The 13,558-nt window shown below is 63.4% G+C and carries 7 protein-coding genes; 4 read left to right on the top strand and 3 right to left on the bottom strand.

Features of this window, described 5'->3' with window-relative positions:
• Positions 1–65: 65 nt before the first annotated feature.
• The 4 genes from CFE428DRAFT_RS27860 (at position 66) to CFE428DRAFT_RS36265 (ending at position 5,602) form a co-directional block, all read left to right on the top strand.
• Positions 66–962, top strand: a complete 897-nt coding sequence (locus tag CFE428DRAFT_RS27860) for an AraC family transcriptional regulator (protein WP_042725957.1) — start codon at positions 66–68, stop codon at positions 960–962.
• 113 nt (positions 963–1,075) lie between these two features.
• Positions 1,076–4,309: an efflux RND transporter permease subunit gene (locus tag CFE428DRAFT_RS27865; protein WP_006983045.1), complete on the top strand. Its 3,234-nt coding sequence runs from the start codon at positions 1,076–1,078 to the stop codon at positions 4,307–4,309.
• 13 nt (positions 4,310–4,322) lie between these two features.
• A complete protein-coding gene (locus CFE428DRAFT_RS27870) occupies positions 4,323–5,327 on the top strand; it encodes an efflux RND transporter periplasmic adaptor subunit (protein WP_006983046.1) in 1,005 nt (334 codons plus the stop codon).
• Complete coding sequence (locus CFE428DRAFT_RS36265; RefSeq protein WP_049975775.1) at positions 5,324–5,602, top strand: permuted SH3 domain-containing protein; 279 nt, start codon at positions 5,324–5,326, stop codon at positions 5,600–5,602. Before CFE428DRAFT_RS27870 ends, CFE428DRAFT_RS36265 begins: the two co-directional genes overlap by 4 nt.
• Before the next feature lie 100 nt (positions 5,603–5,702).
• On the opposite strand, the gene CFE428DRAFT_RS27875 is transcribed toward CFE428DRAFT_RS36265, so the two are convergent.
• The 3 genes from CFE428DRAFT_RS27875 to CFE428DRAFT_RS38330 all read right to left on the bottom strand — a co-directional run bounded on the left by CFE428DRAFT_RS27875 (position 5,703) and on the right by CFE428DRAFT_RS38330 (position 13,462).
• Complete coding sequence (locus CFE428DRAFT_RS27875) at positions 5,703–6,461, bottom strand: TIGR01777 family oxidoreductase (protein ID WP_272941146.1); 759 nt, start codon at positions 6,459–6,461, stop codon at positions 5,703–5,705.
• 242 nt (positions 6,462–6,703) lie between these two features.
• Complete coding sequence (locus tag CFE428DRAFT_RS27880; protein ID WP_006983049.1) at positions 6,704–12,481, bottom strand: beta strand repeat-containing protein; 5,778 nt, start codon at positions 12,479–12,481, stop codon at positions 6,704–6,706.
• 45 nt (positions 12,482–12,526) lie between these two features.
• On the bottom strand, positions 12,527–13,462 hold the full coding sequence (locus tag CFE428DRAFT_RS38330; protein WP_006983050.1) for a hypothetical protein: 936 nt from the start codon (positions 13,460–13,462) through the stop codon (positions 12,527–12,529).
• Positions 13,463–13,558 lie beyond the last annotated feature (96 nt).

The following is a 13,558-nucleotide window of genomic DNA, read 5'->3' on the forward strand; positions in this document are numbered from 1 at the left end:
GGAAAGATTAAGATTACGATTAAGAGTAAGATTAAGAATAGCAGTCAGCGCGTGCGCGCTTTCGCATGAAATCCAAACCCGCACTTCCACCGGTCGACATGGAGACTTACGTCCCCGCGGCGATTACCGTCGTCCGTCGCTCTGTGGGCTGGCCGGGGATCATCGCCCACGAGCGGCGCGGCAAATCCGGGGCGGTCGATTATCCCGGTGGGATTCGGCAGCACGTCCTCTACTGTTTCCTCGATTCTCTCCGCAGCGATGTCTTCCTGAACGGCCAGAAAGAGACGGTGCATTACAAGGCAGGCGATTGCCGCTTCACGCCCGCGGGGCGTCCGGTCGCCTTTCGTTGGATCGGCGACGTGCGCGTGCTCATGCTTGGTTTCCAGCCTTGGTTTTTCGATCGGGTGGCCGCCGAGCTCAACACCCCGGCGGCGCTGCCGGCGGAAATCAATACCCGGAAACTCAGCGCCCGACACCCGGTCTCGGTCCTCATGCAACAGCTTCACCAGGAGCTCGACGCCACCGCCGGCGCCGCCCTCGCTGCCGAGGGCCTGGCCCGGGCAATTGCCGTGCAAATCCTGCGCGAGTTTGATCACATTCGCGGCGCCAAACCCGCCCCAGCCGCTCCCCCGCTCGCGGTGCTAAAGGTCGTCGAGCTGATGCGCACGCGCATCGGCGATTCCCTCGCTCTCGAAGAACTCGCCGAAGTCGCCGGCCTCAGCCCGTTCCACTTCGCCCGCCAGTTCAAGACCGCCACCGGCCATCCGCCGCACGACTACCTCATTCGCCTGCGCGTCGACCGGGCTCAGGAGCTCATTCGCCAGCACAGCCGGGAGTGGACCATGGCGGCGATCGCCAATGAATGTGGCTTCGCGGACCAGAGTCACATGGCCCGGCACTTCAAGCGGGTTCTCGGCGTCAGCCCCGGCGAATTTGCCGAAGCCAATCCCAGCTTGCGCTGATTTCCACCGCATCCGCGCTGGAAAGAGTCCGCAAGATCGTTCTCATACGACCGCAAGCGCGTCCAATCGCAATCGTCTCGCCTCCCTGACATTAGCGGACCTGATCGACCCATATGTGGATCGTCCGCCTAGCGCTTCGGCGCCCCTACACTTTCATCGTCGCTTCGCTGCTGCTGCTGCTGCTCACGCCCTTTGTGCTGCTGCGCACGCCGACCGATATTTTCCCGGCGATCAACATTCCGGTCATCTCGGTCATCTGGCAATACGCCGGTCTGAGCGCCCAGGAAATGGAGCAGCGCATCCTCTTCAATCACGAGCGCTCGCTTTCGGCCACGGTCACGGACATCGAGCACGTCGAATCGAACAGCTACAACGGCGTCGGCATCATCAAGGTCTTCCTGCAACCCGGCGCCAACGTCGATGGCGGCGTCGCCCAGATCACCGCGGTGGCGCAGACCATTCTCAAGCAGATGCCGCCCGGCCAAACGCCGCCGCTGGTCATCCGCTACAACGCGTCGACCGTGCCGATCCTGCAATACAGCTTGAGCAGCAAGAAGCTCAGCGAGCAAGAGGTCGCGGACCTCGCGCTGAACCAGGTCCGCGTGGGCATCGCCAATATTCCCGGCGCGCAAATCCCGTGGCCCTATGGCGGACGCCAGCGCACCGTGGTCGTCGATCTCAATCTCGACGCCCTCAAGTCCAAGAACCTCAAGGCCCAGGACATCGTGGACGCGGTCAATGCGCAGAACCTCATCCTGCCCAGCGGCACGTCCAAGATCGGCCAGACAGAATACGACATCTCGGTCAACAGCAGCCCGCGTGTTTTGGAGGAGCTCAACAACCTGCCGATCAAGCGCGTCAACGGTACGACCATTTATGTGAAGGACGTCGCCCAGGTCCGCGACGGCTTCAATCCGCAGACCAATATCGTGCGCATGAACGGCCAGCGCGGCGCGCTCATCACCATCATGAAGAGTGGTTTTGCGTCCACGCTCGACGTCGTGCGCAAGGTAAAGGCGCAGTTGCCCAAGGTGCTCACTACCGTCACCCCCGATCTCGATGTGCAGGAGTTCGCGGATCAGTCGCTCTTCGTGCGCGCCGCCATCAGCGGCGTGCTCAAGGAAGGCACCATCGCCGCCGCGCTCACGGCGATCATGATCTTGCTCTTCATCGGCTCCTGGCGCAGCACGGTCATCATCGCGCTCTCCATTCCGCTGAGCATTCTCGTCTCGCTTGCCGTGCTCAGCGCGCTCGGGGAGACGATCAACCTGATGACGCTCGGCGGACTTTCCCTGGCGGTCGGTATTCTCGTCGACGACGCCACCGTGGAGATCGAGAACGTCCATCGCCAGATGGCCATGGGCAAACCGCTCGTCACCGCCATTCTCGATGGCGCGGAGGAAATCGCCCTCCCGGCTTTCGTCAGTACGCTGTGTATCTGCATCGTCTTCGTGCCGATGTTCTTCCTCACCGGTGTCGCCCGCTTCCTCTTCGTGCCCCTGGCCGAGGCGGTGGTGTTCGCCATGCTGGCCAGCTACTTCCTCTCGCGCACGCTCATCCCCACACTGGTGATGTATTTCTATCGCAACTCGCCTTACACCGGCCACGGGGAAGGCGAGGACCATGCGGATGAAGCGCCGCCCCGGGGTTGGTCCGCGCCGTTCGTCATCATCCAGCGCGCTTTCGAGCGTGGTTTCTCTGCGTTCCGCGGGGGCTATCGCAATCTGCTCACCACCATCCTGCGCAAGCGCTGGACCTTCGCCACGATTTTCCTGCTCTTCTGTCTCGCCACCTTCCTCCTCGGAGGGCAGCTCGGACAGGACTTCTTCCCGAAGGTCGACGGCGGCCAGATCCGCCTGCACCTCCGCGGACGCAGCGGTACCCGCATCGAAGAAAGCGCGCAATTTGTCGGACGCGTGGAAAAGACCATCCAGGAAGTGATCCCAAAATCTGAGCTCGATGGCATCCTGGATAACATCGGCATTCCCTTCTCCGGCATTGCGCTGAGCTACAGCAATAGCGGTGTCATCGGCACGAGCGACGCGGACATCCTCATCTCGCTCACTCATGATCATCGCCCCACGGAGGGATACATTCACGAGCTGCGCTCCCGCCTCAATCACGAATATCCCAACACCATCTTCTACTTCCTGCCGGCGGACATTGTCAGCCAGACGCTCAACCTCGGTCTACCCGCGCCGTTCGACGTGCAGATCTATGGCCGTGACCTGGTCACGAATCGCGCCATCGCCGCCCAATTGGCCGACAAGATTCGCCGCGTGAATGGCGCGGTCGACGTCCGGGTGCAGCAACCGGCCGACTTGCCGCGGCTCACCGTGAATGTCGATCGCGACAAGGCCGGCGAGCTCGGCCTGCAGGAACGCGACGTGGCCAATTCCGTGCTGCTCTCCCTGAGCGGCAGCGGCCAGGTGCAGCCCGTCTACTGGCTCAATCCCAAGCTCGGCATTCAATACACGATCAATATCCGCGCCCCCGAGCATGTCATGGATTCGATTCCGGCGCTCGAGGACATCCCGGTGAGCAGCAGCCGCGGCGGCGACGGGGACGGCCAGATCCTCACGAACGTCGCGTCCATCCAGCGCAGCCAGACCACGCCGGTTTTCTCGCATTACAACGTGCTTCCGGTCATCGACGTCTTCGGCGGCGTTTCGGGACGCGACCTCGGCGGCGTCTTGCGCGACGTTCAGCCGATCCTCGACGAGGCCAAGAAGACCCTGCCTCGCGGCAGTTTCATCGAAGTGCGTGGCCAGGCGGAAACGATGCACAGCAGTTACGTGGGTCTCGGCCTCGGTCTCTGCGGCGCCATCGTGCTCATCTACCTCCTGCTGGTGGTGAATTTCCAAAGCTGGCTCGATCCTTTCATCATCATCAGCGCCCTGCCCGGCGCCCTTGCCGGCGTCATCTGGGGTCTGTGGGTCTCCCACACCGCGCTCAGCGTGCCCGCCCTCATGGGGGCGATCATGAGTCTCGGCGTCGCCACGGCGAACTCCGTGCTCGTGGTCACCTTCGCCCGCACCAATTTCCACGACGGCATGGACGCCACCGCCGCCGCCCTGCTCGCCGGCGCCACCCGCCTCCGCGCCGTGGTCATGACCGCGCTGGCCATGATCATCGGCATGCTCCCCATGAGCCTGGGACTCGGCGAAGGCGGCGAGCAAAATGCGCCCGTGGGCCGCGCCGTGATCGGCGGCCTCCTCCTCGCCACACTAGCCACCCTTTTCTTCGTGCCCGTGGTCTTCAGCCTCTGCCACCCGCGGCGCCATGTGAATACCGCGCCCACCATTCTCGACGAAACCTCCCGCGAAGAGGAACTCGCCACCGCTTGAACTATTTCGCAAGATGAACGCCCAATCTGAATACCTCACCAATCACCGGACCAACGACGAGGGTGCCAATGGGCTCGCCGTGGGCGAAGCGCCGCAACCGACCGCCCGCCCCCATCATCCTGCCGTGAAAGAAGAGCCCCCAACCCAACCGCCGCGCCTCGGCCGCATCGTTTTTTTCCTCTTCCTCGTGGTAGCCGCCGCACTGACGATTGGGCTGCTCCCGCGCCTGCGGGAGCGGAAGCAAGTCGCCGAGGATACGCGTGATCTGGCCACCCCGACCGTCGCCGTCATCTCTCCCGCGCCCGCGAAGATGACTGAGCCGTTGGTCCTTTCCGGTGAACTGCGTCCGGTGATCGAAGCCTCCATTTACGCGCGCGCCAATGGCTATGTGCGCCGCTGGCTGGTCGATCTCGGCGCACACGTCGAAGCGGGCCAGTTGCTCGCCGAACTCGATACCCCGGAAATCAATCAGCAACTTTCGCAAGGCCAGGCCGAGCTGACGCAGGCCGAAGCCGCAGCCCAACTGGCCGAGGTCACGGCCAAGCGCTGGAAGGAAATGTTGCAGGCCAAAACCGTGAGCCCGCAGGAGGCCGATGAAAAGGTCAGCGATCTCGCCTTGAAGCGTGCCACCGTGGAAGCGGCTCGGGCCAATGTGAAGCGCCTCAACGAGTTGGTGGGCTTCGCTCATGTGACCGCGCCCTTCAACGGCATCATCACCGCCCGCCACCTCGACGTTGGCCAATTGGTCACCGCCGGCGCCGGTCAGGAACTCTATCGCCTCGCCCAGATCGACAAGCTGCGCGTGTTCGTGCACGTCCCGCAAAACTACGCGCGGAGCACCGTGGTCGGACAACCCGCAGAGCTCACCCTGCCCGAAGCGCCTGATCACAAATACGACGCCAAGGTCGTGCGCACCGCCGGCGCACTCGATATCGCGACCGCACCCTCCTCGTCGAATGCGAAGTCGATAATCCGAATAACGAAATTCTCGCCGGCAGCTATGGTTTGGTGCGTTTGACCGACGCGCATCCCGAAGCCGCGCTCACCTTGCCCGCCAGCACGTTGATCTTCCGTTCGCAAGGCCCGCAGGTCGCCGTCGTGGAGAACAACCGGATCAGCCTGCGCAAGATCAAGATCGGCCGCGATTTCGGCTCCATCATCGAAGTGCTCTCCGGTGTGACTGCGGCCGATCAGGTAGTCACCGTCCCGTCCGACTCGTTTGCCGATGGCATCGAGGTGCGCGTCGCGGAGCCTGCCAAGACGACCGCGCAGAACGCGGAAGCGGCGAAATAGTAAGCTGTCGCGAAACACCCAACACCCAACGGGCTTTCCCGCAAAAAACCTGCCATCCTGAGCGCGTCACACGCTCAGGGTGGCAGGGCTTTTTGGGGACTTATCCCAGCAAATCCTTCAGCGCCCCTTCCACTTCCGGGAACTGAAATCCGAACCCGTGCTCGCAGGCCAGCGAGGGAAGCACCCGTTTGCTGTCGAGGATCTCTTCGGAAAAATCGCCCAGCGCCGCGCGCAGCAAAAACGCGGGGACGCGAAGGAAGGCCGGCCGATGCAACTGTTTCGCCAGCAGCCGTGTGAAGTCGGCGTTGCGCACCGGCCATGGAGCCGCCGCATTCAGCGGCCCGCGAATGTCCAGGTTTTCCACGGCGAAGAGCGCCAGGCGCGCAACGTCTTCGAGGTGAATCCAGGACATCCATTGCTTTCCATCCCCGAGCTTCGCCCCGAAGCCGAAGCGAAACGGCAGGGCCATAACGGGTAGCGCTCCACCCTTCCGTCCCAGGACGACGGCCGTGCGCAGACACACCACCCGCGTGTCGGAAGTGCGGTAGGCTTCGGTCTCCCACGCCTGCACCGTTTCCGCGAGGAAGCCTTTGCCCACCGTCTTGCGCTCCGTCAGATCCTCCTCCCCGCGATCGCCATAGAATCCGATCGCCGAAGCGCAAACCAGCACCTCCGGTTTGACCTCCGCCGCGGCGATCGCTTCCACCACGCGACGCGTGCCGACAATGCGACTGCGGGCAATGCGTTTCTTTTTCGCCGGAGTCCAGAGCCCCATCGGCGATTCGGCAGCCAGATGAATGATGGCCTCACAACCGGAATATCCGGCGTCGCATCGAGTGAAAACGACCGCATGGTGCAGCCCGGGATCGCGCGGTCCGGGTGGCGCGAGAAAGCAATAATTTCATGCCCCCCGCCCGCAGAGCGATATCGAGAAATCTTTTGCCCGAGAAACCCCGAGGCGCCAGTCAGTCCGATGTGCATAGGGGATGAACATCCAACATCCAACGCCCAACATCCAACATCCAATCACGCAGGCGTGAGGCGGTAGCGCTTCTTCGATTGGATGTTGGGTATTGGATGTTCTGCCTCTTCCCGCCCCTCTCACTGCGTCGAAACCAACACACGAAAGAACATCTTCGCCTGACCGGCCATCGCCGCAGGAACCGGCACGCTGACTGCCTGATAATTCGCATCGCTGGCGATCACGCTCTGCGTGTCCGTGCTATTGCTCCAGGTCACGAGATCGGTGCTGAACTGCGGCGTATACGCCACCCCGGAAGTCGCGTAATCCGCCCGGCGGGTGAAGACGCCCGACCAGTTGGTCCCATCGTAACCGAGCGTCGGCAATCCGTGTTGGGTCAGGGCACCGTTGCCTGTCCATTGGATGACCCGGTTGTCACTGGCGCTTTGGTTCATCCCAAAAGCATACTTCTCGAGATTCGGCACATTGTCGCCATACGGTGCGGCGAGCGGCCCTGCGTTGGCGGGCAAGGCATTCCATGCCGGATCGCCGTTCGCATTCGTGCTCAGCGAGCCATAGGTCTCGTATTGGTTTTTCTGAAACCCGTTCTCGAAAATCCAGAAGGTCGAGCGCACTGGAGTCGCGCTCTGCACCTGCGGCGCGGTGTTCTGGCCCCACTGCCAGGCACCGACAACCACCCGGATTGGCCAGCTCGTTTTCGCCGGGAGCGTGTCGGCGGCGAGCGTCTGGCCATTGGTTCCCGTGGCATGATACGGCCCGGACGCGACCCAATACTGGCAGGCCATGCCGGACGTGGCCGTCGCACCGAGGGCGATGTTTTGCAAATTACCCGCGACCTGGTTCGGCACCGCGGGGAAAGCGACGCTCTGCGCCGTGCCGTTGATGATAAACACCGGCGCGGCCGTGGTGAGATTGAACGGGCGATCGGCCCGGCGGTAATTGGCATCACCGGGATGATACGCGATGGCGAACGGTTCCCACGGCTGCCCGAGGCGGTACGGATTTCCACCGCGATCCAGCCACACCCGGAAGGTATCCGCGCCAGTCTGGCGAATGGCGCCGCTGCCATTGGCCTTGAACAGGATCGAACCGCTGGCCATGCCAACCGGGCCGGCGTTGAAGAGCTTCGCGATCGGCGATTGATTCAGCGATGCCGTGCGCATCTGGAAGTTCACGCCGTCCGGCAGATAGCTGACCGTATTGTAAAAGACATAGCCCGGGGATTGCGTCGCCAGGGGCGCGAGCGTCGACGGCGTCTGATAGCCGGTGATCATCTGGGCCTTTTTCGAGAAGCCTGCATTCATCGTATCGCACACCGCCTGGGCGGTCGCCTGGTCGATATACCAATAGGCGCGCAGCGGATCGTTGCCTGCGGCGACCCAGGTGGAATAGGCCACCGGCTGCGCGTTGCCGCTGCCGAGAGTCGTCACGTCCACGACATAGCCATTGGTGACATTGATCGCGTTGAGCGCCGGAAAGCCGGTTGCCGGCCAGGTGGCTGGAATGCGCAACGCCGCAACGTTGCGAATGAACGTGGCCATCGGTCCCGACTGCGACTGGTCGTACTCATAGTGGCCGGTGCCCGGCTGCACGAATTCGCCGAAAAGCTGGTTCGTGCCGCCGCCGCGGAGCTTGCGGGCTTGCGGGCCATCCATGACGTCCCAGGTGTTGCTCCAGTTGCTGATCTCCTGCCACTCGGAGGAGACGTGGAAGACCGGCATGTTCGATGGAATCGTGCCGGGATAAAAGCCCTTGTAAGGCAGGATGGCGAAGACGCGATTGACCAACGCCGCCGAGGTCGCGACTCCGCGAATCCAGACAAACGGGCTCGCTGCGCTGTGTCCGGTGAGGAGGATCGGCGCATACTGCAATTCCGCGAAACCGGACTCAGTGCCGAGATTGTTCAGCACAACCGCGAGCTCCGCGCCGGCCTGCTCGGCCTGGCTGGTGAAGGCCACACCAGTCGCCGGATTGATGTCGGGCGTGGTGTAACTATTCGGGTCGAGGCTGAGTGCCATGTTCAGGCTGCCGACGGTGTAGTTGCCCGTGCCGTTCGGCGTGAGCGGATAGGCGGCATCACCGCCGGCAATGAAGACGATGCCGAGATTCGCATCCGTGCACGCCTGGCGGATTGCCGGGTCATCGAACATGGGTTTCTCGAGCATGTTATGAAGACCGACCATCACCCCCTGCAGCTTCGTGCAGCCCGGGGGCACCCAGAGATAGGCGCGGCGATTCGGGTCCGCCGGGTTGTTGGAAAAGATCGGCACGACCGGGACAGAGTATTGATAGACCGAGTCGGTCACGGGCGTGAATGCCGGCGTGGCCGGGGTCGCATTGACTTCGCTGGAGTTGCCGCTCTCGCCCGCGACGTTCACGGCGGTGACGACGTAGTAATAAGCGGTGCCGTTCGTGACCGCGTTATCCGCATAACTCATCAGCGGTGCGTTCACCGTGGCGATGGTCATGTAGGAACCGCCGCTGCTCGGGCTGCGCTTCACGTGATAGCTGGTCGCGGTGGCCGAAGGCGTCCAGTTGAGCGCCACCTGCTGATTGCCCCCCGACGCGGTCGCCGTCGTGACTGAGGGCGCAACGGTGGGCGGCGAGACCGCGTCGCGGCTGGCAATCTGGATGCCGGCGATCTTCAAACGCTGGGTGCTGTCCCCGAGATTTTGCGCGACAAAGGTCGCGGTGAAACTCGTCCCGCTGACGCCGCTGAAGCGGACAAAATTGGCCCCGGTCGCGGTGCCGAGCGTGGTCGCGCTCGATTGCACGTAGCCACTGCCATCGACCGCCGGATTGCCGGCACCGCCCTTCACAAAATAAGTCGTGCCGCCGAGACTGATGCTGCCGCCGCGCGTGGCGCCGCCGTCATAGAGATAGAAGATGACATCGTAACTCGAATACGGAATCCCGCTCACCGTCACGCTGCCCGGGGTGCCATTATATTGATCGAAGACGGAAGCGAAGAGATCGCTTTCGTTCGTGCTTTCCGTACCGACGAGGAAGCCGGCGAGATCGTAGGCGGTCGAGGTCGTGCCACCGGTAAACGAGACGGCGGCGCCTGTTACGATGGCCCCGGTGTCGTCGGTCAGCGTGGAAGAAGAGACCGTCGCGCCCTGGAGCGCTGGGCTGAGCAGGTTGTTCCAGAATCCCACGCGCGCCGGTGCGACGCCCGCGAGATCGCTCGTGGCGATGCCGAAGGCGTTGAGGGCGCGGAGTTTCACCCCGATTACGCGCGAGGGCAGAATCGTCACGGTAATCTGGGTGCTGGCCGCGCTTTGGCCACCGGCATTCGACGCGGTGACGATGTAATAGTACGTGGTGCCCACCGCCGCAGAGCTGTCGATGTAACTGGTGCTCGTGAGGTTCGACGCGATGGTGGTGTACGGTCCGCCGCTCGTCGTCGCGCGCTGCACGGTGTAACCGGTCGCCGTGGCGGATGCGTTCCACGAAAGAGAGGCCTCCCGCGCATTGTTGGTGGCGGTGAATCCGGCCGGCGGGTTCGGCGGCGGGATGACCGGCAGCACCACGTTCAGCACGATGTTATTGCCGACGAGCATGAGCGTGGAGCTGGGATAACCGCCCAGACCGCTGCCGATAGTCAGGCCCGCGGTGATGTTCCCGCTGCCATCGGTTGTCAATCCACTGAAGGCCCCCGCTATGTCGGAGCTGAAAAGCACGTGCGCCCCGGCGCTGAGATTGCCGCCGCTGAGGTCGGTGAAATTGACGACGTTGTTGTTGAAAAAGACGTCGCTGGACTGGCCGTTGACGAGGGCGACGTTCGAAGCAGCATTGCTCACGTTCAACTTGAAACTCAGCGTGCCGCCGGACTCGAGGGAAGCGACGCTGCGCGCCGAGGTCGCGCCGTTGATCGTCAGGGTGCCCACGCCGCCGTTCGTCCCCGGATCGCCAGGCGACAGTGTGCCGGAAACGGAAACGCCGGTCGTGCCGCCATTCGTATCCGAAGGCTTGATCGTGCCGGTGCCGCCGAGGGTGGCGCCGGCATTGACGAAGAGGCGCCCGGCATTGGCGCCGGTGCCCTGGTCATAGGTGCCATCGATCAAGAGTGTGCCCTGGCTCACCGTGGTCGAGCCGATGTAATTGTTCGTCCCGGAGAAGGTCTGCGTACCCGAGCCGGTTTTCACGAGGTTGAGCAGGTTCGCGGTCGCGTCTTCGGCGTTTGAACTGTTGTTGTAGCCGGTGCCGATTTTGCCGAGGAAGGCGCCATTCGCGTTGTCCGCGCCGATGGTCAGTGTGGCGAAGCCGGAGGCATTCGTGCCGCTCGGCGCGCCGCCGGTCAGCAGACTGGCATTCGAGTAACTGGAGATGTACGCCGTACCCGTGCCGACGAGGGTGCTGTTCAGCGCGCCAATTGTTTGGTTCGCACCGCTGTTCAGCACGAGCTTCGCGTGGCGGAAGCCGTTCGTCCCCGTGCCGGGCGTCATCGAGAGCGCGGTCGCCGGCAGGGCGTTCGGCGACTGGGCGTAAATCATGCCGCCGTCGCCATTGCCCGGGCCCACGAGATTCAAGCCGCCGGAGAAGCCGCTCCAATTCAAGCCCGACTGGAGAACGAGCCCATTGGACCCACCGCTGTAACTCAGACCTTGCGCACCGGTGATGGTGAGATTGGTGAGATAATCGTAGCGACTGAAATAGGTCGTCATGTTCAGCGCGGGTGTGCCGCTGGTCGCGGTGAAATTCAGCGCGGCACCGGAGCTGCCCTGGAGGATCAGGCTGGAGCTGTTGTTCCAGGCGGCGTTGATCGTGCCGAGCGAGACGGGGATGTCCTCGGTGATCGTGCCCACCGTCGAGATGGTCATCGTGGCTCCCGCACCGGAAGCCATGGCGCCCCCGCTCCATTTCGTGGTGTCGGAGTAATTTCCCGTGCCGCCGGTCCACGTGCCATTGACCACGGTGGGCGCGGCGCTCACCTGATTGCTGGCCGCGCTGGTACCGGTGCCGCTGGTGGCGAGGACGACGTAGTAATAGGTCGTGCCCGGGGTGAAGCTGCGATCGACATAGGCGGTCGATTTCACACCCGTGGTGATGATCGTGTATGGTCCCCCGCTGGTCGTGGCGCGTTGCACAGTGTAACTGCCAACATTCGCGCCCGCCGTCCACGACAGCGCGGCACCTCCGCTGGTCGAGGTGACCGCGAGGTTGCTCGGGACGCCCGGCGCCGGCGCGCTGAGATTGAGCACGATGTTATTGCCCACGACTTGCAGCGTCGAACCCGGATAAGCGCTCAAGCCGCTGCCAATCGAGAGGCCCGCGGTGATGTGGCCACTGCCGTCCGTGGTCAGGCCGCTGAAAGCATTCACCACGTCCGCGGAGATGAGCACGTACTGCCCACCGGCGAGATTGCCGCCGGTGCTGTCCGTGAAATTGACGACGTTGCTGTTGAAGAAAAAGTCGCTCGCCTGACCGTTGACAAGGGCGATGCTGCCGCCCGTGCCGTAGGCGCCGAGCCGGATGGCCAGCGTGCCGCCGGTTTCGAACGAGGCCACGCTGCGGGCCGAGTTGCCGCCATCCAGGGTGAGCGTGCCGATCCCGCCATTGACCATGGGATCGCCCGGCGCGGTGATGCCCGCGAGCGAGAGGCCGGTCGTTGAGCCGGTGGTGTCGAAGGGCTTGATCGTCCCCGTGCCGCCGAGGGTGCTGCCGGCGAGAATGAGATAGCGCCCGGAGTTCGCGGTCGGCGCATGCGTGGCATTGACCAGCAACGTGCCGGCATCGGTCTGCGTGGTCGCGGCGTAGCTGTTGTTGCCATTGAGCCGCAGCGTGCCCGGGCCCGCCTTGCGCAGCGTGCTGGTGCCGCTGGTGAGACCGGCGGAATGGAACGTGTCGTAGACCGAGCCGGTGACGGTGACGCTGCCGCCGCCGCTGAGGTTCACATAGAGCTGGCGGCCGGTCTGGTCGCCCGAAAGAAAGAGGAAGATCTAGAAGGTGACCCGGCCGGTGGTCGGCGCGATGAAATCGAGATTGCTGATAACGGCGTAGATATTCCCGATCGTGAGGTTCGACGTGCCGGTGTAGGTGTTGTTGTGCGCGATGGCGTCCACCGCTTTTCCCGTAAGGATCTTCTCGGCGTTGGTCGTGCTGACCTTGACCTGTTGATTGGCCACGACGCCGCGCAAGCTCGCCGTGCCCGCCGCGGCCGAACCGGAACCGGAATTACCGAGCGCGAAATCGCTGCCCAGCACGAGGTTCGTACCGGCGACGTTGTTGCGCATCATCGCGTTCATCGTATTCGTGCCCGCGGTGATGCCCCCGGCGGTGGGCGCTTTGCCGTCACCGGAATTGGCGCCGCTGAGGATGAGAGTGCCCGCGGTGGCATTCGGGAACAGCCAGTCGTTACTGAAATTGATATTGCCGCTCAACGTCAGGCTGCCGGCTCCGCTGGCAAAGACGATGCTCCGGTCACCGCTGCCGCCGGAGAGGTTGACATTCAGGCTGATCGTCTGCGCACTCGTGCTGTTCTGTTGGACGAACACCTGGCCAGCGCCGCCACCGCTGCCGATGGTGAGCGCATTGCCACTCAGCGTGAACGAGCCCGCACCCGAGGCGAAAGTGAGGGCGGTGTTAGCGAAGGCCGTATCGGTTGCGGTCACGACATCGTTCACCGCCGAGAGGTTGGTCGTACCGCCGAAGACGAAATTGTTTCCCGTCGCGGTCGGCGCCGTGCCGGAACTCCAATTTCCCGGCGTCGACCAGTTGCCATTGGCGCCACCGCCATTCCAGGTGAAGGTGGCGCCGAAGGAATGGTGTGCGAGAAGGATACCAGCCAGCATCAGCACAGCGGATCGGAGGCGGCGCCCGAGCGATCGGAGGCGAGAGGTGAGACCGGTGGAGATGGAGGCGAGGAGCAGGTTCATCGGAGGGTGCGAACGAGCCTTCATTTTCCCCAACGGGCCGGGCGTTTTCCATAGAACGAATGTTCTAGGCCGCAGCCGCTGCTCCCCCGTTGGCTT

Origin of the sequence: Chthoniobacter flavus Ellin428, from assembly GCF_000173075.1 — a bacterium.
Lineage (GTDB): Bacteria > Verrucomicrobiota > Verrucomicrobiia > Chthoniobacterales > Chthoniobacteraceae > Chthoniobacter > Chthoniobacter flavus.

Bases quoted from the DNA above. Each gene is read 5' to 3' on its own strand.
- CFE428DRAFT_RS27870 (WP_006983046.1), top strand. From the start codon at position 4,323: ATGAACGCCCAATCTGAATACCTCACCAATCACCGGACCAACGACGAG.
- CFE428DRAFT_RS27865 (WP_006983045.1), top strand. From the start codon at position 1,076: ATGTGGATCGTCCGCCTAGCGCTTCGGCGCCCCTACACTTTCATCGTC.
- CFE428DRAFT_RS38330 (WP_006983050.1), bottom strand. From the start codon at position 13,462: ATGAACCTGCTCCTCGCCTCCATCTCCACCGGTCTCACCTCTCGCCTC.
- CFE428DRAFT_RS27860 (WP_042725957.1), top strand. From the start codon at position 66: ATGAAATCCAAACCCGCACTTCCACCGGTCGACATGGAGACTTACGTC.